Below are 23411 nucleotides of genomic sequence, written 5' to 3' on the forward strand. Positions count from 1 at the left end.
ATCGACAGCGCCCGGCAGTTCCGGTGCGCATCGTCGGAGGGGAGTCGAGCATGACGCACACACTGGCCGTCGACAGCGAACGTGAGCGGGAGATCAGACAGCGTGACCGCTTCACCGAGCTCCACCGGTCCGATCGGGAGTTCCGAGCGGCAGAGCCGGACAGCGCAGTGGCCGACGCCGCCCAGGAGTTGTCGCCGAACCTGGCCCGCGTGGTCGCCGAGATCATGACGCGTTACTCCGATCGGCCTGCCCTCGGCCGCCGAGCTCGAGAGATCGCACGAATCGATGACAAGAACACTCTTCGCCTGCTCCCCCGCTTCGACACTGTCACCTACGGCCAGGCGTGGAGCGACGCCGGTGCACTCGCCTCGGCGCTGACCCACGACGCAATCGGTATCGCTTCGGGAGACTTCTTCGCAACGCTGGGATTCGCGAGTGCCGACTATGTCGTAGCGGAACTGGCCACTATCCGACTCGGCGCGATTGCCGTTCCGTTGCAGGCCGGAGCCACCGCGGGCCAGCTCTCGGCCATCGCCGACGAGGTCGAACCTGTCGTCCTCGCAGCCGATGTCGACAACCTGTCCGTCGCGGTCCAGGTCGCAACGCAGTGCAGGTCCATTCGGCGAATCGTCGTCCTCGACCACGACGGGGCGATCGACGCACATGCACGGATCATGGAGTCCGCGCGCAGCGATGCCGACCGGGTGGGAGTCTCCGTTCGGCCGCTCACCGAGTTGGTCGGCGACGGCGCGCAACTCCCGGAGGTTCCGCTTCCGGACGACGAGGATCCCGACCGACTCGCGACGCTGATCTACACCTCCGGCAGCACCGGAACCCCCAAGGGGGCGATGCACACCGAACGAATCGTGTGCGGAGCATGGACCGGTGCCTGGCATCACACCGGAGCTTCCTCCGAAGCCAGCGACCGGCCGGCCTTCCCGGTCATCACCCTCGACTACCTTCCGATGAGCCATCTGGCCGGCCGCGGCCTGGTCTTTTCGACGCTGGCGGCCGGCGGCACCGTCCACTTCGCAGGAGCGAGCGACCTGTCGACCCTGTTCGAGGATTTCGCGCTCGCTCGGCCCACGATGGCCCTGTTGATCCCGCGGGTGTGCGAGATGATTCGGCACAACGTCCTCGCCGAGATCGACCGAGAGGTCGAACGCTCTGCCGGTGGCGATGCCGACAGCACGCGTCGAGAGGTACTCGAACGCAACAGGATCGAACAATTCGGTGGACGTATCCTGGCAGCGATGGTCGGCACCGCACCGATCGCTCCCGAGGTCAAGGACTTCGTCTCGGAACTGCTCGATATTCGGGTGCGCGACAACTACGGCTCCACCGAGGCCGGAATGGTGTTGCACGACGGCGTCGTTCAACGCCCACCGGTGATCGAATACAAGCTCGACGATGTGCCCGAACTCGGTTACTTCTCCACCGACACACCGCATCCGCGCGGTGAGCTCCTACTCAAGACGGCGTCCATCATTCCCGGTTACTACAAGCGACCGGACGTCACGGCCGACGTCTTCGACTCCGAAGGCTTCTATCGCACCGGTGACGTCGTCGCCGAGCTCGAGCCGGACCGACTCGCCTACGTCGACCGACGCAAGAACGTGCTGAAGCTGGCCCAGGGTGAGTTCGTGGCCCTCGCCCGCCTCGAAGCGCTGTTCGGTACCAGTGAGCTGGTCGACCAGATATTCCTCTACGGCAACAGTCAACGGGCGTATCTCCTGGCAGTCGTCGTTCCGGCTCGACCGGACACAACCGCGGGTTCGGTCATCGAATCGCTGCAAGAGATCGCTCGCCAGGAATCGCTGAACTCGTACGAAATTCCGCGTGACGTGACCGTCGAGCACCAGCCGTTCACACAGGAGAACGGGCTCTTGTCCGGTGCAGGCAAACAACTGCGACCCAAGTTGGTCGAGCGCTACGGAGACGAACTCGAGCGTCGTTACGCAGAACTCGAATCCGGTCAGAACGAGCGCCTGCGTGAGCTCAGGCGCAGTGGTGCCGATGCCCCTGTCCTGACCACGGTCGGCCATGCCGCACAGGCTCTGCTGGGATGCGCCGGGTCCGATGTTCGCCCCGATGCTCACTTCAGCGACTTGGGCGGAGATTCTTTGTCGGCGTTGACGTTCTCGACGCTCCTCCGTGAGATCTACGATGTCGATGTTCCGGTCGGTGTGATCACCGGGCCCGCCATGGACCTGGCAGCACTGGCCGAGTACATCTCCTCCGCCCGCGACAACGATCCCGACACGGCCACATTCGCATCGATCCACGGTCGCGGCGCAACCGTCGCCGACGCGTCCGACCTGCGGCTGTCGGCATTCCTCGACGACGCCCTCCTCGACGCCGCGCACCACATTCCGGGCCCGCGAGAACAGACCAGCACGGTCCTGCTGACCGGTGCCAACGGATACCTCGGTCGCTTCCTGTGCCTGGAATGGCTCGAGCGCATGGCCGAGATCGGAGGAAAGGTGGTCTGCCTCGTGCGCGGACGCTCCGATTCCGACGCGCGAGCCCGACTCGACGCAGCCTTCGACAGTGGAGACGCCGAGCTGTCGGAGCGGTATCGAACCTTGGCCGACGCTGCGCTCGAGGTCGTGGCGGGCGATCTGGGCACGCCCCGGTTCGGACTGGGTGACGAGGACTTCCGGACGCTGTCCGAGCGGGTCGATCGCATCGTCCATCCCGCCGCGCTGGTCAACCACGCCCTGCCCTACGAGCACCTGTTCGGCCCCAACGTCGTCGGCACGGCCGAGGTGATCCGGCTGGCGCTCACTCACCACGTCAAGCCGGTGACCTACCTGTCGACGGTGGCCGTCGCAGCGGGCGTCGAGGATTTCCGAGAGAACGGCGACATTCGCGCTGACAGCCCGTCGCGGGCTGTCGACGATTCCTACGCCAACGGGTACGGCAACTCCAAGTGGGCCGGTGAAGTGCTGTTGCGCAACGCATTCGACGAGTTCGGCCTACCGGTGTCGGTCTTTCGCTCGGACATGATTCTTGCGCACAGCACGTGGACGGGGCAGCTCAACGTGCCGGATGTGTTCACCCGTCTGATCCTGTCGGTCGTCGAAACCGGTCTGGCTCCGCACACGTTCTACGCCACCGACACCGGGGCACCGACCGACGAGAAGGGCCGACCGCTGGCCCACTACGACGGACTGCCTGCCGATTTCAGTGCGTCGGCCATCACGTCGATTGCGGGTGGGGATACCTCGGGCTACCGAACCTTCGACATCCTCAACCCACACGACGACGACATCTCGCTGGACACGTTCGTCGATTGGATCCGTGCCGCAGGTCGCGACATCGAGATAGTCGACAACTACGACGAGTGGTTCGAGCGTTTCAACGCAGCAGTCGAGGCTCTTCCGGAGAAGCAGCGTTCGCACTCGCTGCTCCCCCTGATCGATTCGTACGCACACCCGCAACACCCGTCGTCCGGGGCGATGCTGCCCGCCGACGAGTTCGCCTCGGCCGTCGGGGATATTCCGCACCTCGGGCGCGAGTTGATCGAGAAGTATCTCTCCGATCTCGTGGCGCTCGAGCTCGTGAGCACGCGGTAGAGCGATTCCCGATGCGGGCCACGCGGCCCGCATCGGGAAGTCCTACTCCCCGACCGGTTGTGGTTCGCTCGTCGGATTCGTGGCAGGAACGAGCCGGGAGTACGCCAGACACACGAGTCCGAAGAACAGGTAGCCAAGGGCAACTTGGGGATTGGCAGCCCAACCCACTTCGTGTGAATGGATCAGGCCGACCCACGACAGTGCCGCGGCCACTCCACCCGCTGCTGCGGCGGCGAGAAACCGTTTGTCGAGAACGAACGTGACGATGGTGCCCAACATCAGTCCGGCGAGTACCGCTCCCGACCCGAACGTCTTCAGCCCGTCGTACACGACACCCGCCTGACCCAATGCCTCGCTTCCCACTTCCGTCGCAGATGTGCCTGCCGCGCTGAGTGCGTTGTCGATCAGACCCACCGCCCACTCTGCGAGATTGGGGAGCAGTGCCACCACCACCGCGATGGCGTGCAGCTTCGGCACCGACTGGAATGCCTGGGCACCGATCAGCAGTCCGATGTACAGCAGAATCGGGACGATCGCGGGAATCGGCAGCAACGTTGCCAGCAATCCGAACAATCCGAGAAAACACATCAACCCGATCGCGACGCCCGACGCGACCGAGTAGCCGGTCCGGCCACCTGCGTCCTTCCAGCCTGGATGGCCGATGTAGACCGCGGGCGGGAACGGCGATCCGAACGCCGAGCCGACGATCGCACCGAAGCCGTCGGCGAGCAGCACACTGCGCAGGTTGTAGTTGTCTCCGGCAGCAGATGCACTCTCGACGTTGCTCATCGCCTCGGTGAAGTTGTAGACGCCCAGCGGGATTGCGGTCGCGAGCAGCGGTGCCAGATTGCCGAGACCGTCGAGGAGCAGGTCGAGGCGCAGATCAGGAAGACCGAGCGCGATGTTGCTCGCCGCCTCGGTCACGTCCGGCACGGACATGTATCCGCCGATCCAGCCGATCGCTGTGCCCACCAGCAGCGCGGCGAGCCCGACCGGAATGTTGCCGGGCAACTTCACATCCGTGAAGAAGCCGATCAGAATGATGGCGAGAACCGGCAACCCGATCCAGGCGGCCTCCCACATCTGCGCGGCCGGGCGCATCGCGATGAACGTGATCGAGATGCCGGCCAAGGTACCGAGCATCGCCGCACGCGGGGTGATCCTGCGAATGTAGGGCCCGACGAACGCTCCGATCATGACGATGATGCCGATCATGAAGGCCCAGGCGAGCCCCGCCGCCCACGCCTGAAGCGCGTCGCCCGAGGCCAGGTAGACCGGGAGCATGACCACGAACACGACGATGAACATGTGCGGAACGCTCGGACCGTACGGTAGAGCGGTCACGTCGGTTCGATTCTCGCGCTTGGCAAGTCGACGAGCGAGAACCATGTAGTACAGGTTCCCCAGGATCAGGGCGATCCCGAGAGCAGGCAGCAGCGTCCCGAGGACGTCACTGCCTGGAATTCCGACCACCGCGATGCTCAATGTCGTCAGAGTGAGCACATTGACGAGAATGTTGAAACCGAGTCCGAAGAATGCGTTGGTGTCGCCCTTCGTCCACCACGACAGAGTGAACGAGGACGGGGAGCCTGCAGCGGGTGTGTCTTTGACATCCATGGTCATGTTCTCGGTCCTATCGACTCGCAGTAGAGGGGACGAACGCAACCAACGCGGCCACGACGTCCTCCGACGGCGCGGTCCAACCGAAAATCCCGCCTTGAGCCGAAATCATCTCGAGGCCCACTCGCTGGAACTCAGGAAAATACGAACCGACACAGTCCGTCACCACGAGGCACTCGTATCCTCGATCGTTGGCCTCCCGAACCGTGGTGTGCACACACACCTCGGTGGTCACACCGGTGACGAGCAGAGTCGTGATCCCGGCGCTCGTCAGAACCTCGGAGAGCTCGGTGGCGTAGAACGCCCCTTTGCCGGGCTTGTCGATGACAGTCTCGCCCTCGAGCGGTGCCAGCTCGTCGACGATGTCGTGACCGTACTCACCGCGAACGAGGATGCGGCCGAACGCTCCTCGATCGCCGATGCGCTGCGAGGGCGTCCCTCGGCGCAACTTCGCAGGCGGGCAGTCCGACAGGTCCGGGAGGTGCCCCTCCCTGGTGTGGATCACCGGTATCCCGGCTTCTCTTGCGACAGCGATGAGACCTGCGAGTGGTTCGATCACGGTCCGGAGCAGACCGACATCGTTGCCGAGGCTCTCACCGAACCCCCCGGGGAGCAGAAAGTCCCTCTGCATGTCGATGACGATCAGTGCCGTCGTTGCGGCATCGATGGTGAACTCGGATGGTGACGCCGACGGTATCGACGTTACCGGTGTGGGTGCTGAGGTCATGAGATCTCCTGTGCTGCAATGGAATTTTCGTGAGCAGAACTGATCGCCCGGGAATATGCCCGCCAGCCACCGAACTCGCTGATGTCGTCGACGGTGTGCCTGTCCGCGCCGGTCTGCACAGTGGCGTCGCAGACGTAGCCGAGAACGTCGGAACCGTCGGCCAGCAGTACTCGTCCCAGAGCGAGTACCGCCGGCATTCTGCCCGCGAGTACCGCAAGAGAAGTGGCGGGCAGACGCCACCTCTCCACGTCGATTGCGCTGCCGCCGAATGGAACTCGCAGCAGTCCGGGTGTCGGATCGGCGGTTCCGATCCGAAGCAGGGTGTACGTCGCCGCGGTGGACGTGGCTTCGACCAGGGAGCCACCCAGCTCGAGCAGCTGCGGGTTGGCCCGCTCCCCCGACAGGTGGTGCCCGGCAACCACGATGTCGATGGTCTCGACTGTCGACCCTTCGGCCGCGGGAGGCGGTGAGTCGGCGCGCCCTTCCCCGAGCAACCGGGCCGCAACCGCGAGAATCGTATCGTCGGACAGCGCGGGCCCGATCACCATGAGACTGACCGGTCGACCGTCCTCGGTGAGCCCTACGGGAACCGCTACGGCCGTCAGGTCGAGAAGGTTCCCGAAGTGGGTGTAGTGACCGAGCTTCGTATTGCACGCGATGGGGTCTGCCAGCACCTCCGCCACGGTGAAGGTGGTGCCGATCGTCGGCACGATCATCACGTCCATCGACGTCCAGAGCTGCGCGACCCGGGCGCGGAGGTCTTGCAGCGTCTGCAGTGCACGGAAGGCATCGACGGCGCTGTACCGGCGCCCTCCCAGGAATATCTCGCGTACGACCGGAACGATGGAATCGGGTCGTTCGCTGAGGAATTCGTCGAACTCGACCAGCCGCTCGGCGACCCACGGCCCCTGGTACAACAGCGATCCGGCATCGAGAAACGGAGTGAGATCGACTGCTGTGGTTGGTAATCCACGCTCCGGAAGCGACCGGCGCGCGACCGAATGCGCATCGAACATGGCTGCGTCGCCGAAGAAGTCCAGCTGCTGCAGGTCCGGTAGTCCGACGGTGATCTCTCGCCCGTCGTACCGCCCTCCGCGCGGACGTGACCAACCGTCGGCCGGATCCTCGGTGCACATGACGTCGAACACGAGGTCGAGATCCTCGATCGTGGTCGCCATCAGGGTGATGCAGTCCAGTGACTTGCACGCGGGGACGAGTCCGACGGTGCTGATCAGGCCGCGTGACGGCTTGTATCCGACGATGCCGTTGAGCGCGGCAGGCACTCGACCCGATCCTGCGGTGTCGGTGGCCACACAGAACGGCACCTGCCCGAGGGCAACTGCCAGTGCCGAACCGGAACTGGAGCCACCCGAGATCATGTCGCTGCCGTAGACGCTTCGCGGAATCGGGTGCGGCGTTCGGGTTCCGTTCAGTCCGGTCGCGAACTGGTCGAGGCTGGTCTTACCGACGAAGATGGCTCCGGCGTCGACCAACGCCTGCACTGCCGGGGCCGTCGAATCCGGCGTGTAGGCGTAGTCGGGGCAGGCAAGGGTGGTCGGGTATCCCGCCACGTCGATGCTGTCCTTAACTCCGAAGGGAATTCCGTACAGGGGTAGCGACACCGCGTCGGGTCGCGCTTCCAGAGCCGCGGCGGCCGCGAGCAATTCCGCACGGCCCACGACGGTGATCCACGTACCGTCGTCGCCGCGTGCAGCCACGGCGGTCGAGAACGCCTCCACCGTTGCAGTGGGAGTCGACGCGCCGGTTCGGTACGCCGCGAGCATCTCGGTAACGGTCGGGCCGAGCGCTGGTCCGGGGTCTGAATTCATACCGTCGATTGTCGACAGTTTTCTGTTACTGCAGGTTGTTGCCGTGTTTCGAGTCTGTTAGGAAATACTCTCGAGATGGAGGTAGGTCAGCTCGCCATGCTGCTTCAACGCGGCGAGCGCCACCGACACGTCGTTCGATTCGATGGCGCCGAGCAACCACTCGTGACGCCGGATCCCGTCGACCGGATTGGCGACTCGGGCTTCTTCCCTGAGATTGCGGGCCATCGGTAGCTGCAACTTCAGCAGGATCGGTGCGTACGCCACATCGAGTTGCCGACTGCCGGCCAACGCCACGATGGCTTCGTGGAAACGTCGGTGGGCGTCGTCCTTCTCCAGGGTGTCGCCCCGCGCATCCGCGTCACGCATCTCGTCGAGCGCCGTTCGTACCGGAGCGAACGCATCGCCGCGAGACGACGCGAGCGGGAGCGCACGTTCGAGCGCATGTCGTTCGAGAACCTGACGCAGCTCGAAGAGTTCGAGAATGTCCTCTGCCGACCACACCGTCACTCGGAACCCGCGACGTGGGAGATGCTCGACCAGACCCTGCTGAGCCAACAGGCGCAACGCCTCACGTACCGGTGCTCGGCTGATCCCGAGGCGCGCGCACAGGGTTTCCTCGACCACTCGGGATCCGGGCTCGAGCGCACCGCTGAGAACCTCGGATCGGACCTGGCGAGTCGCCATTTCGACAAGGCTCGGCGGCAAGGAGCCGTGTTCCGCCGGTGCAGCCATGACGCCAGTGTACGAACATGTTCGGCGAATGGTGCGCATCGGAAAACATCGCCGAGTCGAATCCAGAGCGCTCGGGTATCCCCCCAGCGTTAGAATGGTCGGCATATGTGGATTGGATGGATAGAATTCGACTTCCTTCTCGGAGATGTTCATTCTCTCAAAGAGAAGCGCTCCGTGATCCGGCCGGCGATCTCCGAAATGCAACGCAAGTTCGCGGTGTCGGTCGCGGAGACCGATCACCGCGAGTTGCACAGACGAGCGGGTATCGGCGCGTCCGTCGTGGCAGGCGATCGCGACCACGTCACCGATGTTCTCGACCGCATCGAGCGCGTGGCGGCCTCACGTCCCGAGCTGCAACTCGTCTCCGTTCGGCGGCGCACCATCCGAAGCGACGACGTCTGAGGCCTGCCCCGCCGGCTCATCGACGTACGTCGAACACCTGCTTCTGAATTCCGTTGCCGTAGACCTCGTGTTCGACCAGTTCGAGATGCGTGGTGTCCTTGTCGGCCTCACTGAACAGTCGTTTTCCCGCCCCGAGCAGGAGCGGAAAGACGAGCAGGTGGTACCGATCGACGAGCCCGGCGTCGGCGAGACTTCTTCCCAGGGTGGCGCTGCCGTGTATCGAGATCGGCCCACCATCGGAGTTCCTGAGCTCGGCAACGTCGTCGACACCGCGCAGAATGGTTGCCGGCCACCGTGAGTCGTCCTGTTCGAGCGTCGACGACACCACGTACCTCGGCATCGCGTTGTACCCGGCGAAATCGTCCATGGTGGGCCAGATCGGCGCAAATGCCTCGTACGAGGTGCGGCCCAACAGCAGCGCAGTGGCTTCTTCCTGCTCACGGCCCTTGATCTCGTACGCTGCCGGGTCGAATTCGATGCCCTGGAACGTCCACCCGGAGTTGCGATAGCCCACCTCGCCGCCCGGTCCTTCCATCACGCCGTCGAGTGAAACGAACGCGGTCACGATCACAGTGCGCATGGACGGTCCTTACCGGTGCTGGGATGCGGGTGCCGGAATCGTAAACCATCCGCCTGCCGAATCCGCCGATACCATCGACCGATGATTGCCAGTGACAGCTCCCGCCCGGCGTGGGACGACGACCCGGTCGTGTCCGGCTGGGCGGGGTTACCCGCACTGGAGCGTGAGAGCACCGCGGACGTCTGCGTCGTCGGCCTCGGAGGGTCGGGTCTGGCCGCTGTCGCCGACCTCGTCGACCGTGGTCTCGATGTGGTCGGAATCGACGCAGGGCGTATCGCTGCCGGAGCCGCGGGTCGGAACGGTGGCTTCCTGCTCGGCGGTCCTGCGACCTTTCTGCACACTGCGCTCGCAGCATGGGGTCCGTGCGCCGTGAATCTGTATCGAGCGACTCTGGCCGAGATCGACTCTCTGGAAGGTCTTCTCGGATCCGAGGTCGTCCGCCGCACCGGATCCATCAGGCTCGCGGGAGTTCCCGGTGCGCCGATCGAGCACGCCGATTCGGAGGATTGCGACGCGCTGGCACAGTGCTTGCGCGAGAACGAGATTGCCGTCGAGCACTATTCGGGCGAGTTGGGGCGCGGCATCTTCCTACCGGACGACGCGGCGATGAATCCTGCACGTCGCGCAATCGGGCTGGCGTCGATCCTCGCGGGCCGCGCCAGGCTGTACGAGCACACGCCCGCAACCACCATCGGGCCAGGAACGGTCACTACGCCGAGTGGGGTGGTTCGGTGCGGCCTGGTTCTCGTTGCCGTCGACGGTCGCCTCGAACAGGTACTCCCCCAGCTCGACGGCCGGGTTCGGACCGCACGTCTGCAGATGCTCGCCACCTCGCCCGTCCCGCCGGGACGACTGCCGTGCCCCGTGTACGGACGATGGGGCTACGACTACGCGCAGCAGGATGCGTCCGGACGGCTGTACGTCGGGGGCGGTCGTGACCTCTTCGCCGAGGACGAGTGGACACCGTCCGGTGAACCGACAGCTCAGGTGCAGAACTACATCGAATCTGTTGCGACATCGTTTGCAGGAGAACCTGTCTCGGTTCGTGCGCGATGGGCAGCATCCGTCGGGTTCACCGCGGATGGGCGCCCGCTGTGCACATTCGTCGACGACACCGTGATCGCATTCGGCGGCTACAACGGGACAGGCAATCTGGTCGGACCGGTCGCCGCTCGTGCCGCGGTGGCGCTCGGACTCGACGGAATTGCAGTGCCGCAGTATCTGAGCAGCTGACACATGGCAGTGTGGACCCATGGCCGAAGAACCGGAACGCACCGAGGACGGTCACTACATCGTCATCAAGGGTCGGCGTTGGCGCGCAACGGATCCTGACATCCCGGAGGATCGCAATGCCGAATTGCGGTCGATTCTGATGGCGTGGCGCAGGGAGGTCAAACGCACGTCGGGCGCACCGGAATCTCGTGCAGGTGTGCAGGCCACCAAAGTCGCCCTCGGCGAGCGAGGAACACCGTGGTGGGAGCAGTCCGACGACGAACGACGGGCCCGATGGGAATCGGAAGTATCGCGGCCTGCCGACACCTGACCCTCGTCGGATTGTTGCCATGGTGGAAACTATCCAATACAGTTTCCACCATGGAAAGCATCGGAAGACCCACACCTGCCGAAGCACGAACAGCTCTCGACGACATCGACCGCGTCCAGCGCGCGGTACGAGACACTCCGTGGCCGGTGTGGCTGTATCCGATCAACGCCGCGCTGCTCGCACTGTTCGCACTGACCGCCCTGCTCGACAGCCGGGCCGCCTTCCTGGGGATCGCCGCGGTGATCGTCGCGGTCAACGTCATCACCGGATATCGGATGGGGACGCCGTGGGCCCTACCCACCAACCGAGGCTTCCTCACCTGCGTGGCGCTCTCGGCGCTCTGCGTCGCACTGGCACAGGCTGTCGGCAATCCAAGCGGACCTGCCTGGCCGGTGGTTCTGCTCGCGGCCGCGGCCGCGGCGATCTTCTCGACCGGATCGGTCCTGCACTACCGCAGCACACGCCGATGACGGACGACCTCGACCCGATCATTCATCCGGCACATCGGCTACGGATCTGCGCTCTACTGGTTGCGGCGACCACTCTCGAACTCTCGATCGTCAAGGAACACAGCGGGTTGAGCGCGTCCGCGCTCAGCAAACAGGTCGCCGCTCTGGTCGATGCGGGATACATCGAGCAGCAGCGATCACGCACGGACTCGCGTCGACTGTGGTTGTCGTTGACCAAGGACGGTAGATCGGCGTATCGACGTCATGTGGCTGCACTGCGCACCATCCTGGCCGACACCGACGCCTCCATCTGATCGTCCGCGGTGACTTTCTATCGCAGTGCGTGTCTACTGTTTCGACGGATGACGTCGACGTAGTTCAGCCCGCTCGTTCAGCGAAGAAGGAGACTTCGATCATGTCCATTCTCAATCCATACCTGTCGTTCCGAGACAATGCCCGCGAGGCGATGGAGTTCTATCGGTCGGTCTTCGGTGGCGAGCTCACCGTCACCACGCTCGGCGAGGCCAATGCCAGCGAGGATCCCGCCGATCAGGACAAGATCATGCACGGCCAGCTGACCACCCCGAACGGCTTCACTCTGATGGGAGCCGACACGCCGTCGTCGATGGAGCACACCCCCGGCAACACCATGAGCGTCTCGCTCAGCGGCGACGAGGAGGACGAACTGACCGGCTACTGGAACAAGTTGGCCGTCGACGCGCAGTTCACGATGGGCCTGGAGAAGGCTCCGTGGGGTGACGCGTTCGGTATGTTGACCGACAAGTTCGGTGTGCAGTGGATGGTCAACATCGCAGGCTCGAGCACTGGGAGCTGACCGCCTCTACACGACGACGGTCTTCGGCGGGATCACCTGCCGGAGACCTTCGGGCCCCCAGCCCCGGTCGAGTGCCACCAGCAACAACGCGCAGCCGAGACCGGACAGGACGAGTGCTGAACCGAACATCGCCGTGTATCCGAACAGGTCTCCGACCACACCGGCGGCAATTCCGGCCACTCCCTGCGCGAAGACGATCGCGCACGCCATCAGTGTGTAATCGCTTCCTGCGAAACGCTTCTCGGACGCGTCCATCATCAGCGCGAACACCGCAACGGTGGCCGCACCACCGAGCACGTGTTCGGTGATGTTGGCGGTGACGAGAAGAGGAAAGCCGCCGACGCCCAGGGACGCAACGACATACAGCGCGAGGCTCAGCGTTTGGCTCACTCCGCCCACCAGCAGCGCCCGACGGCGTCCGTGCCGAAACGCCAACCATGCCCCGAGGGCTGCTCCCCCGACCGCAGCCACCGACGACAGTCCGCCCTCGACCAGCGCAATCTGGGGCAGCGACAGTCCGCTGTCCGACAGAAACGGACCCACGAGTGCCGATCCCATCGAGTTGCCGAACTTGAACCCGATGATCAGCAGAATGAATGCCACCATTCCGGGTCTGCGAAGCCGCGACCACCACGCGCCGGCGAGCCGCCCCGGCGTCGGACGCTCGGCGTGTGGATCGGAGTCCCCGTCCGCCGCGTCGAGTTGTCTGCGCATCCACCACACGGGGATCGTCGTCAGCACGATCAGCAGCGCCATCGCAACGAACAGCACCCGCCATCCGGCGAAGGTGAACAGCCACAACAGTAGTCCGCCACCGCACACCATCCCGATACGGTAAGCACCGACCTGCAGACCGTTGCCCAACCCGCGCTGCGCCACCGTGAGCGTACGCACTGCGATGCCGTCGGTCGCGATGTCCTGCGTCGCCGAGAGAGCATTCATGACGAAGATGCCGACGAACAGCCAGCGCAATGTCGAGGACAGATCGAGGAACGACAACGCCAGTGCCACCGCCGCGGCCGAGCACTGCAGCGACAGCAGCCACCGCCGCCGGGATCCGTACCGATCGACATACGGCGCCCAGAGAAACTTGAGCGCCCACGGCAGGAACAGCACACCGGTCGCGCTGATCTTCACCAAGGAGAACCCCGACTCCCGCAGTACCACCGGAAGGGCCTGGGTGAAGAATCCGAACGGCAGTCCCTGCGCGAAGTAGAGCGCACCCAGGAGAGTGAGGGTCCCGGCGGTGAACGACGCCGGGCGCACCGCGTTGGTCATGCCGGTCATCGTGTCAGAGCGAGGCCGATTTCGCCGAATGCGCTACCGGCTGGCGAAGAATGGTGCGCAGCTTCGCGGGTTCGACCCGGCGCGCATCGCTCAGGTAGATCTCGTGATGTTTGCCCGTCATCGTCAATCCAGATTCGGGGATGTATCGACGATGGAGCTCCTCGAGTACCGGCGTCTCGTCGTCGTAGGACCCGATGTGCAGCGTCTGCACGCACAGTCCCTCGTCGAGAGTTTCCAACCGAACCCTGCTCGACGCATCCGAGTCGCTCTTCGAGGCGGCGGTCGCCACCGCCGCCTCGAACATCGGACGGTCGATCCAGTCGGGCACCATGATCATGGTGGTCCAGTTCCACTCGCTCTTGTCCCTCGCGGTGGTGAACGAGTTCATGTCCTCGGCCCACCACAGAGCCTCGAGCGGCGGGACGACGTAATCGCGGTCGAGATTGTTCTTGCTGGCGAACTTCAGCGCGTAGGCGACGGGGTAGAGCGCGGCGATCGCTTCCGCATACTGCGGAGCGGTGTTCGGGTCGCCGTGCCCGTCGATCATCAGGTAGCTCAGCGGCGGAACGACAAGGGTGCGAAAGGTGTTGTGCCGCACCGAATATGCGTCGAGCGTCTTCTTGAAATCGATCTTCATGACACCCGTTCCCATTCGACCGTGGATTTCACCGTACCGAACGTTGCGCGCCCTCCGGCACGGTCCCTGAGACGACCGTTCAGACGAGCCACGTGCGTTCGTCGTCGCTGAATCGGTTGACGGTCCCGCGGGTCGCAATCGCCCTGTCGTACATGGTCGCCAGCGCGTCCAGCAGGGGCTTGTTCAGCGAATCGAGTGCATTCTGGCGTGCCACGATCTCGTCGAGGCGCTCGGAGAGTTCGGCCAGCACCGCCGAACGGTCGACCGTGGTGACGCGTCCGCCCTCTACGACGATCCGGCCTGCCACGATCACGATATCGATCGAGGAGCCGTTCTCGGAGTACACCAGTTGCCGGTCGAGCTTCTGCCGAGGCGTGAAAGCCATGGTGTCGAGATCGAAGATCACCAGGTCGGCCTGCATCCCCACCTCCACCGTGCCCACAGTGTCTTGAAGGAGCGCACTGCGGGCCCCGCCGACGGTGCCTGCGTGCAGTACCTCGTCCACCGTCGGCCAGGTGGTGAAGTCCGGGTTGGTCACCTTGTGCAGCAGCGCAGCAGCTTTCACGACGTCGAGCATCCGGGGGGAATCACTGCTCGAGCATCCGTCGGTTCCCAATCCGAGGTTCACGCCTGCGGTACGCAGGGCGTGCCACGGAGCGATTCCCGATCCGAGCTTGAGATTCGAGATCGGATTGTGCGAAATAGACGTGCCCGCCGAGGCGATCATCGACATATCGTCTTCGGTCAGCCAAATGCCATGCGCCAGGGTGGTATTGGGTGACAGCGCGCCGATCCGATCCATGTATTCCACCAGCGACCCGCCGTACATCTCCGCTCCCGTGACCAACTGGGTCTTGGTCTCGAGGACGTGAATGTGGCATTCGGCGTCGAATTCGGTCGCCAACTGCGTGGCACCGACCAGGAGCTCCGCACCGCACCGTTGGGGTGCGGACGGCGCGACCATGTATCGCAGACGACCGTTGCCTCGACCGTGATACTGCTCGAATGCCTGCCTGCTGAAGGCGAGATACTCCCCCGTCGTGGGAACGGGATGTGACAGGATCTCGGCGGTGATCTCCTGCGGTAGGTGGTCGAGGACGAACGGCACGGTATCGACGAACGGTTTGCTGATCACATGGCCGGAAATGTTCGCTCGGATGCCGATCTCTTCGTAGGCGTCGAACACCGCCGACAGTTGCGCCCAATCCTGAGTCGGGTTTTCGAGGACGTCGTCGACGATCGTCGTCACGCCCGCTTCGAGGGACTCGATTGCGAACAACGTGCTGCGCAGACGAACCAGATCGGGTTCGACGCGACTGTCGCCGAGGATCGGGTAGGCCATGGCCATCCACATCTCGAGGGGCATGTTGTCGTATCTGCCCTTGTAGAACGTCTCCCAGGAATGGGTATGTGCGTTGACGAAACCCGGTGTCACCAGCCTGTCGGTGCCGTCGATGATCGTATCGCCGTCGGTGGGTTCGAGATCACCGGCGACTGCAGTGACGACGTCGTTCTCGATTCGGATGCTACGGACGATCGGCTCGGAACCGGTGGACGCGTCCATGGTGATGACGTGCGCGTTCCTGATGAAGATTCCCATGTTTCCTTCCTTGACTGCGCGGTGCGATGACGGCGAGGAGCTATTCGACCGGCTGTGGTGTCGGAGCCTGCTCTTCGGGCTGCTGCTGACGAATTATCCACTGCCGATGCGACTTTCGTGCGAGAAGGTAGTAGGTGGCCGCCGCCGCACTACCGCCGACGAGCCACGAGATGTCGAGACCGCCGAGTGCCTGCGAACCGAACCCCTGCAATGCCGGGACCATACCGTTGAGGAACATCCAGGTGCCGAAAATTCCCACTGCGAACGCCGCGAGTGCACGCCAGTTGACGTCCTGCATCCTCGTCGAGCCCACGTCGTCGAACAGATGGCCGTAACGGGTGCTGGCGCGCTCGAAGACGTAGTAGTGCACCAGCATGATCGCGCCCCACGTCGCCACCCAGCCCACCACACCCACGAGCCAGGCGTCGAGGGTCTGCGCCGCATCTTCCTGGAAAACGAAGAACACGCTCGCGGCCAGTGCGAGAACTCCGACGACAAGGTTCAAAGTGCGCCGACTCAACTTGATGTCGAGGGCCTGCGCCGTCACACCGAAGCTGTAGACGTTGAGAACGTTCGTGGCGATGGGGCCGTGCAGAACCAACAGCAGCACCGGTATGGCGAGCGCACCGAAGTTCTCGACGATGAGCTTGCCCGGATCGATGGAGCCGTTGGTGGTCGCCAACGTCGCTCCGAGCACACCGAGCCACACGACGGGGATCAACTGTCCCAATGCACTGACCAGGTACAGCTTGCGTCGGGGAACACGCGTACTGACGAAGCGGGAGTAGTCGGCGGCGTAGGTCAGCCACGTCAGGCCCCAGCCGATTCCGATGGCCGTCATCACGGCCGACATGGCGACGATGCGCTCGGTGCCGGCCAAGGCGACGCCGTCCGGACCGGAGTAACTCCAGTCGATGTCGAGGTGGAACCAGGCCACGATCGACATCAAGACCAGCACCACGACGGTCGGCGGCACCGTCCAGCGCTCGAACGCCGCGATCGCCCGGTATCCGGCCATGGAGATACCGACCTGGACCGCCATGATGGCTGTGGCCACCGCTACCTTCCATCCGACGTTCGCGGCATCCGGGTCGACCCAGCCGAGTTCGCCGAACAGAGCCATCACCAGGTCGAGGACGATCCATGTGTTCACCGCGCACCAGCCGACGACCACCACGGCCTGGACGGCGGAGGGGACATAGTTGCCTCGACGGCCGAAGACCGACCGGCCCAACAGCATTCCGGTCGTTCCCGTTCGTTGCCCGAGCAGAACGAAGAATCCGAAGATCGCCATTCCGATGACGTTTCCGAGGACGAGCACTGTCAGCGTATCGGCCAGGCCGAGGCCCATGCTGATGCCGAGCGCGCCGAGCACCCAGTTGATCGGTGCGATGTTCGCACCCGCCCATATCCAGAACTGACCGGACAGCACGGTGGTTCTCTGGCTCTCGGGAATCGGTTGCAGCGAATCCTCGATGTCGTGGGAATGTGTGGTCACCGTGAGCTCCTCGGGATGCGGTCGACCGGCGGTTCGGTCGGCCTGGTGAGAAGCCTCGTGCCCGTGTGTTTCCCGAACCCTTACGTAATGTAAGCCACTCGTAACAGCGGGTGGACAAAATGTCACGTATGAATGTGCTCGACGCCTTCGACGACGTCTATCTGTCCGCGGCGCGACCCGAACTCGTCGCGGGAAGGCGTTCGTCGACGCGATCTCTGCGGTGGGTTCACGCCAGCGAGCAACTCGACATCGCACCGCTCTTGCGCGGCGGGGAGCTGATTCTGATGGAGGGTGTGTACTTCGGCGCCTGTTCCGACGCCGATCTGGTGACGTACCTCGACTCGATCGATGCCGCGGGAGTCGTCGGAATCGCGGTGGAGACGGGGGGAACACTCGACGTCATTCCGCCGCTACTGGTCGAGCATGCCGAGCGGATCGACTTTCCCGTGGTGCATCTTCGACGGCGGGTGCCGTTCGTACAGGTATGCGAGAGCATCAACAGCCAGCTTGCCGACTCGGCTCTGCGTCGGCTGCAGATGGCAAACCGGATGTCTCGGTTGCTGTCGGCGTCGATCGAAACGGACGGAGCGGTGGACGCCGTTCTCGATGTGCTCGGCGTCGAGACTCGGTCGTCGGTGACGCTGCGTTCTGCGTCGGGAGATCTGATCGGGCAATCCGGACTCGTCACCGAGCCATCGGATTTCACCACGTTCGAGGTACCCGTCACCAGTGTCGGTCGGGACGTCGCGGTGTTGACCGTGACTCCGGGCCCCGATGCGGACATCTACTCGATCAACGCCGGATTGGAGAGAGCTCCGGAAATCCTGTCGATCGCGTTGCTCAGCGCGCGCCCGGCCAGGGTGGAGGACCGACTGCGTACCCGCTTCTTCTCTCTGTTGTCGGCGATGAATTACCCTGCCTCCGATGTCACCGACCATCTCGACGGCGTCGCCGAGCGTATGGGTATGCCCGAACACGACGCCTACCTGACCGTGTCGGTCGAATTCGACGACGACCCGGAAGCGGGCACGTTGCAGCGCTTGTTGAGTTCGGTGTCACCGAACATCTGGTGTCAGAAGATCGGCGACCGACACGTCGCGGTTCTCGGTTTCGCCGGCCACGAGATGCTCGACGCCCAACGGCCGGTTGTGCTGTCGATGTTGCAGGCGACGCAGGTGCGTATCAGGCGAGCAGGTGTCGGTCCTGGAACCTCCGACCGCCACGGTCTGCGTCGGTGTTTCGGCACGGCCACAGCAGTGCTCGCGCTGGACCTCGGCCCTGACGACCGCATCCGCGATGCGCGCAATTTCGCGCTTGCCCTTCTGGTGGAGTCGATGTCGGGGGAATCCACAGTCGAGAAGTTCGTCCACGAGCAGATAGGACCACTGCTCGCTCACGATCGAGAGCGGCACGGAGAGTTGTTCGCGACCCTGCTGGCGTACATCACCCATTGGGGTAGCAAGACCGAGACCGCGAAGAGCCTTCGGATACAGAGGCAAACGCTCTACCAACGGCTCGACAGGCTCTTCGACGTTCTCGGTCCACTGCCGGCAGGCTCCCCTCGATTCCCGGGGATCGCCACTGCGGTGTTTCTCGAACAGGCCCGCCGCCAAGGCAGTACCGGCCCTGGCGGCTGACCCGTCGACCGATCCTTCTCACACCTCGGCGTCGACCTTGTCCGTCTCGCCTCGGCGCATGGCCAGGTACTCGGAGAGTTCGCGCTTGACCACAGGCAACAGCAGGTACAGGCCCGTGATGTTGACCAACGCCAGCAGGAACAGGGTCGCGTCGGCGAAATCGAGCACTGAGCCGAGCGAGAGCACGGTTCCGATGACGGTGAACATGCAGAACATCACGTTGAAGAAGGTGCGCGAGAAGCGGCTGCGTCCGAACAACGACGTCCACGCCTGCAGTCCGTAGTAGGCCCAGGTGATGGCAGTGGACAGTGCGAACAGAGCCACCGCAAGAGTCAGCACGTACGGAAACCACGGCAGCACGGTCTCGAAGGCGTCGGAGGTGAGGGTGACACCTCCGGCGGGTAGCTCGCCGGTCTCGGCGACGATCGCGCGCTGGTCCTGCCAGGTGACGGTATTGGCGATCACGATGGTCAGTGCGGTCGCGGTGCAGATGACGACCGTGTCGATGAAGGGCTCGAGCATGGCCACGAAGCCCTCGGTGACCGGATGCCTGGTCTTGACGGCCGAGTGCGCGATGGCCGCCGAACCCAATCCGGCCTCGTTCGAGAATGCGGCGCGCTGGAATCCGATGATCATGACGCCGAGGACGCCGCCGGCCACGCCCTCGGGCGAGAACGCACCCTCGAAGATCGCGGTGAACGCCGTGGGGACCGAACGGAAGTTGACGGCGATGACGACGCCGCACGCGACGATGTAGATCAGCGCCATGGTCGGTACGAGCTTGGCGGTCACCGCCGAGATCGACTTCATGCCGCCGATGATGACCAGTCCGATGATCAGCGCGACGACGATACCGAACACTGCCTTGGCTCCGTCGGAAGCGAGGAACCCATCGTCACCGCCGGTGACCGAACGGACCTGTGCGTACGTCTGATTGGCCTGGAACATGTTGCCGCCGCTGATGGCGAAAAACGTGATGACGATGGCGTAGAAGACGGCCATGACCTTGCCGACCTTGGCGAGTCCCCGCTCTGCGAGACCCTTGGTCAGGTATTTCATGGGTCCGCCGGAGACGGTGCCGTCCTCGTTGATGTCTCGGTACTTCACGCCGAGCGTGCACTCGACGAACTTCGATGCCATGCCCAGCAAGCCGGCGAGGATCATCCAGAGTGTGGCACCGGGTCCACCGAGTGTCACGGCGACGGCGACACCGGCGATGTTGCCGAGCCCGACGGTTCCGGACACCGCGGCAGTGAGAGCTCTGAAGTGGCTGACTTCACCGGGCGCGTCCGCCTCGTCCTCCTTGCCGCTGACGAGAATCAACGCTCTCTTGATTCCGCGGACCTGGATGAACTTGAACGCCACCGTGAAGACGACGGCACCGACGATGAGCCAGAGGACGATCAGTGGAACGGCGGCTCCACCGATATTCACGGTGAAGAAGACGACATTCGACACGGCAGCGGAGATCGGATCGAAGGCATTGTTGATCGCCGTCTCGATGGAGCTGATCGTGCCTCCGTCCGCGGCCAGTACATCGGTTGCGAGGGGGTGAGAGCTCATGGCTTCGAGTGAACAGCACGTGGACGGCAGAGGACGTGATTTACCGAATTTCTAGCAATAATTTACGTGATCTTGACCGAGAGCCCGCGGGCTCACACCGCAGATCGGGCGGGTATTCGCCTCAAAAGCACTGTTGCAGCATCCAGTACGACATGTCGGTCGTAGGTGAGGCGGTAGTCGTACATCGGGGTACCGTCCTCGGCCGTTCCACGCTCCACGGCGATGAGCGCCACGCTCGACATCGGAGCCACGATCACGATCGAACGTTCCAGCGCCAACGGCTCGTCCGCGCCCACGGCCACGGTCCGGAAGCCGGAGGCAGGCGGCGCGGCGTGCGAATCGAAGACAGCCGTGAGCGCAGTACGTGCGGCAAGGTCGTCGAAGATCGCACGCCGCGCAGGCGTCAGGCCGGTGGACGCGCTCACTGTCGCCAGTACGACAGTCGAGGAGCCGGTGCCGTACGCACTGTGCAACAAGCTGTTCTCGATGGCGTCGAGCAACGTCGAATCCGCTTGTCTGCGGGCACCGAGTGAGTGGGTGAGCCCGTACGGAGTGACTGCAACGGGGGCACGCACGGTCACCGTTCCATCCAGATCGAGCGAACGGACCGGCCCCTGCACCTCACCGAAATCCGGGAGAGCGTCCGGTGCGCCGTAGAGGTATCCCTGCCCCAGAACCGCGCCCATGGCTCGTGCAGAACTCTCGTGGTGCTCGGTTTCGATCCCTTCGGCCAGAACCAGGGCACCGGTCCGTTCGGCCTCGGCGGCAACGGCAGCAACGATGGCGGCGGTCTCGCGGCTCGAACGCCCCTGTACGAGAGCCATGTCCAGCTTGATCACGTCGGGACGCAGCAGTGGAATCAGCGCCAGGCTGGACGAATCTGCCCCCACATCGTCGACGGCGACTCGCCACCCCAGGTTTCGAGCGTGCTCGGCCGCTCGCAGCAGACCTGCCGGATCACCCATCAGGTCTCGTTCGGTGATCTCGATGATGATGGACAGCCGCGACGCGTCCGCGAGCATCGGTAGGCAGTCCCGAGGAGGCGGTGCATCGAGGGCGACGGGTTCGGCATTGACGAAAAGCGCGAGCCGGTCGGGATAGCCGGACTCGACGGCACCGCGCAGCGCGCTGAGTCGGCACCGCCAATCGAAATCTGCAGCGACGCCTTGTGCACGTGCCACGCCCAACAGTTCCGGCGGCGGAATCGGCGGACCGTCTCCGCAGGTCCGCACCAACGCTTCGAACCCCACGACGGCGCGTCCGTCCAGTGTGACGATCGGCTGGTAGACCGACGTGATATCGATCGACATCGGCGATTTCTCGGCCCTCGTCGTACGTCGACGCATGGGTGGAACCTCCCTCGATATCGATCGATCGGTCCCCACCCGCGGCATCATCATGCCCGACCGCACCGTGATGTCGTTACTCGACTGCGGTCTGTGCGTCGATCGACTGGCTATAAGGTGCTCGAAGGACTCGACGAACGGCGGTGACCGATGGTGGGAGCGGACTCTCGCGCTCGTGCCCCTCTCGACAACGTCTTCGCGGGTCGATACAGACTGGGCACCGTATTGGGACGCGGCGCGATGGCCGACGTCGTGCACGCCGACGACCACGTTCTCGGCCGATCCGTAGCGGTGAAGATATTCCGCCACGACGAGCCGCCGGACACTGCCCAGCGCATCGATGCAGAAATTCGGACTCTCGCGTCGCTGTCGCACCCGGGTCTGGTGACGCTGTACGACGCGGGCACTGCACTCGATGCCAGCGGGGTGCCGGTGCCGTACCTGGTGATGGAGCTGATCGACGGTCCTACTCTGAGTGCGTATCGCCAGGGCCGAGCGATGGACGGCTCCCACGTCGCGCGGATCGGGTTCGAGCTGGCGGAGGCTCTCGCCTACATCCACGATCAGGGTGTGGTGCATCGCGACATCAAACCGGCCAACATCCTCGTTGCGCAGTCTCCGGACGTCGGCGTGGGACAGTGCGCCAAACTCGCCGATTTCGGCATCGCCCGCATCGTCGATTCCGAACGACTCACCGAGCACGGCACCACAGTCGGTACTGCGCACTACCTCAGCCCGGAGCAGGCGACGGGTACGTCCGCAGGGCCACCGACGGACGTCTACACGCTGGGGCTCGTTCTCATCGAGTGCCTCACCGGCACAATGGCATTCGAGGGAAGCGCCGTGGCAGCAGCGGTGGCGCGCCTACACCGCGATCCTGACGTCCCCGAGAGGCTCGGATCGGACTGGCACGCACTGTTGACGGACATGACGTCCAGACGCCCGGAGGATCGGCCGGCCGCAGCCGCCGTCGCCCACCGACTGCGCGGGCTCTCGCGCAGCACGACACCCCGCTTCGACACCAACCTGCCCCGCACTGCCGTGATACCCGCCGAACCCGCGAACATGGTTGCGACAACGGCAGTTCCAGCGTCGGCTGCAGCGAAATCTCCACACCGACGATGGATGATCCCGGCCGCAGCGGCTCTGTTCGGTTCGCTGGGAGCGGCGATCGTCTGGGTCGCAGTCGGCACCGGCGACGAGCCGGAGCCCATGACGCCGTCGACACCGACTCCGACCCTCGTGAAGTCGACGAACGTTGCGCCCACAACACCTGCATCTGCACCTGCACCTGCGACTTCGATTCCGGTCTTCTCGAACGCGCCCGAGCCCGCTCCCGCCTCCACGACGAATCCGGTTCCGATCGAGCCGGCTGCGCCGGCCCCGATATTGCCGGGTGACGGCACCGGGAACTCGGGAAACGGGAACGGGAACTCCGGCAACGGCAACGGCAACGGAAACTCCGGCAACTCGGAAAACGGGAACGGGAACGGGAACGGTGGGAACGGCAATGGCAACTCCGGCCGGGGGAACTGACCCCACGGCCGT

20 protein-coding genes are annotated in these 23411 nt (G+C 64.3%); 9 read left to right on the forward strand and 11 right to left on the reverse strand.

The genetic code is table 11. The features are described from left to right. Nucleotides 1-50 precede the first annotated feature (50 nt). Nucleotides 51-3578, forward strand: a complete 3528-nt coding sequence (car, locus tag CH271_RS18800; protein WP_094634611.1) for a carboxylic acid reductase — start codon at nt 51-53, stop codon at nt 3576-3578. A 42-nt stretch (nt 3579-3620) separates the two neighbouring features. Here car and CH271_RS18805 read toward each other — a convergent pair whose 3' ends face one another. From CH271_RS18805 to CH271_RS18820, 4 genes are read right to left on the reverse strand one after another with little or no spacing between them, the layout of a single operon-like run. Further along, the gene (locus tag CH271_RS18805; protein WP_037189235.1) at nt 3621-5201 is read right to left on the reverse strand and encodes a hypothetical protein; all 1581 of its coding nucleotides are present in this window, start codon (nt 5199-5201) and stop codon (nt 3621-3623) included. A gap of 10 nt (nt 5202-5211) precedes the next feature. Then, nucleotides 5212-5925 (reverse strand): cysteine hydrolase family protein, encoded by a 714-nt coding sequence (locus CH271_RS18810; RefSeq protein ID WP_094634452.1) that lies wholly within the window; start codon nt 5923-5925, stop codon nt 5212-5214. Then, complete coding sequence (gene atzF, locus CH271_RS18815) at nt 5922-7754, reverse strand: allophanate hydrolase (protein WP_082323573.1); 1833 nt, start codon at nt 7752-7754, stop codon at nt 5922-5924. Before atzF ends, CH271_RS18810 begins: the two co-directional genes overlap by 4 nt. Before the next feature lie 57 nt (nt 7755-7811). Next, nucleotides 7812-8486 (reverse strand): GntR family transcriptional regulator, encoded by a 675-nt coding sequence (locus tag CH271_RS18820; protein WP_094634612.1) that lies wholly within the window; start codon nt 8484-8486, stop codon nt 7812-7814. Nucleotides 8487-8591: 105 nt separating this feature from the next. Here CH271_RS18820 and CH271_RS18825 point away from each other — a divergent pair, with 105 nt between their 5' ends. Further along, nucleotides 8592-8888 carry a DUF503 domain-containing protein gene (locus CH271_RS18825; protein WP_037189233.1) on the forward strand — a complete coding sequence of 99 codons (297 nt, stop codon included), beginning with the start codon at nt 8592-8594 and terminating at the stop codon, nt 8886-8888. A gap of 16 nt (nt 8889-8904) precedes the next feature. Here the strand turns inward: CH271_RS18825 and CH271_RS18830 are convergent, their stop codons facing one another. Next, nucleotides 8905-9468 (reverse strand): dihydrofolate reductase family protein, encoded by a 564-nt coding sequence (locus CH271_RS18830; RefSeq protein ID WP_037189232.1) that lies wholly within the window; start codon nt 9466-9468, stop codon nt 8905-8907. A gap of 81 nt (nt 9469-9549) precedes the next feature. Between CH271_RS18830 and CH271_RS18835 the strand changes: the two genes are divergently transcribed. The 5 genes from CH271_RS18835 to CH271_RS18855 all read left to right on the forward strand — a co-directional run bounded on the left by CH271_RS18835 (nt 9550) and on the right by CH271_RS18855 (nt 12295). Next, nucleotides 9550-10701, forward strand: coding sequence for an NAD(P)/FAD-dependent oxidoreductase (locus CH271_RS18835; RefSeq protein WP_094634453.1), 1152 nt, complete (start codon nt 9550-9552; stop codon nt 10699-10701). A 19-nt stretch (nt 10702-10720) separates the two neighbouring features. Further along, complete coding sequence (locus tag CH271_RS18840) at nt 10721-11011, forward strand: hypothetical protein (RefSeq protein ID WP_094634454.1); 291 nt, start codon at nt 10721-10723, stop codon at nt 11009-11011. 50 nt (nt 11012-11061) lie between these two features. Next, nucleotides 11062-11481 (forward strand): hypothetical protein, encoded by a 420-nt coding sequence (locus tag CH271_RS18845; RefSeq protein WP_094634455.1) that lies wholly within the window; start codon nt 11062-11064, stop codon nt 11479-11481. Beyond that, complete coding sequence (locus CH271_RS18850; RefSeq protein ID WP_094634456.1) at nt 11478-11774, forward strand: transcriptional regulator; 297 nt, start codon at nt 11478-11480, stop codon at nt 11772-11774. The genes CH271_RS18845 and CH271_RS18850 overlap by 4 nt, the downstream gene beginning before the upstream one ends. 98 nt (nt 11775-11872) lie before the next feature. Further along, nucleotides 11873-12295: a VOC family protein gene (locus tag CH271_RS18855; RefSeq protein ID WP_094634613.1), complete on the forward strand. Its 423-nt coding sequence runs from the start codon at nt 11873-11875 to the stop codon at nt 12293-12295. Between the two features lie 6 nt (nt 12296-12301). On the opposite strand, the gene CH271_RS18860 is transcribed toward CH271_RS18855, so the two are convergent. From CH271_RS18860 to CH271_RS18875, 4 genes are all read right to left on the reverse strand, one after another. Next, nucleotides 12302-13573 carry an MFS transporter gene (locus CH271_RS18860; RefSeq protein ID WP_094634614.1) on the reverse strand — a complete coding sequence of 424 codons (1272 nt, stop codon included), beginning with the start codon at nt 13571-13573 and terminating at the stop codon, nt 12302-12304. A 13-nt stretch (nt 13574-13586) separates the two neighbouring features. Then, the gene (locus tag CH271_RS18865) at nt 13587-14219 is read right to left on the reverse strand and encodes a GyrI-like domain-containing protein (protein ID WP_094634615.1); all 633 of its coding nucleotides are present in this window, start codon (nt 14217-14219) and stop codon (nt 13587-13589) included. A gap of 79 nt (nt 14220-14298) precedes the next feature. Beyond that, nucleotides 14299-15819: an amidohydrolase family protein gene (locus tag CH271_RS18870; RefSeq protein WP_037189227.1), complete on the reverse strand. Its 1521-nt coding sequence runs from the start codon at nt 15817-15819 to the stop codon at nt 14299-14301. Between the two features lie 40 nt (nt 15820-15859). Next, entirely contained in the window at nt 15860-17317 is a 1458-nt protein-coding gene (locus CH271_RS18875; protein WP_094634457.1) for a purine-cytosine permease family protein, read from the reverse strand. A gap of 119 nt (nt 17318-17436) precedes the next feature. Between CH271_RS18875 and CH271_RS18880 the strand changes: the two genes are divergently transcribed. Continuing rightward, nucleotides 17437-18954 (forward strand): PucR family transcriptional regulator, encoded by a 1518-nt coding sequence (locus CH271_RS18880; protein WP_143546070.1) that lies wholly within the window; start codon nt 17437-17439, stop codon nt 18952-18954. An 18-nt stretch (nt 18955-18972) separates the two neighbouring features. Here the strand turns inward: CH271_RS18880 and CH271_RS18885 are convergent, their stop codons facing one another. Further along, on the reverse strand, nt 18973-20517 hold the full coding sequence (locus CH271_RS18885; RefSeq protein WP_037189225.1) for an alanine/glycine:cation symporter family protein: 1545 nt from the start codon (nt 20515-20517) through the stop codon (nt 18973-18975). Nucleotides 20518-20609: 92 nt separating this feature from the next. Then, a complete protein-coding gene (locus CH271_RS18890; RefSeq protein ID WP_252342134.1) occupies nt 20610-21827 on the reverse strand; it encodes an EAL domain-containing protein in 1218 nt (405 codons plus the stop codon). 186 nt (nt 21828-22013) lie between these two features. Here CH271_RS18890 and CH271_RS18895 point away from each other — a divergent pair, with 186 nt between their 5' ends. Further along, nucleotides 22014-23399: a serine/threonine-protein kinase gene (locus tag CH271_RS18895; RefSeq protein WP_094634460.1), complete on the forward strand. Its 1386-nt coding sequence runs from the start codon at nt 22014-22016 to the stop codon at nt 23397-23399. Nucleotides 23400-23411: the final 12 nt, after the last annotated feature.

Source organism: Rhodococcus sp. 05-340-2 (assembly GCF_002258915.1).
In the GTDB taxonomy this organism is placed as follows: domain Bacteria; phylum Actinomycetota; class Actinomycetes; order Mycobacteriales; family Mycobacteriaceae; genus Rhodococcoides.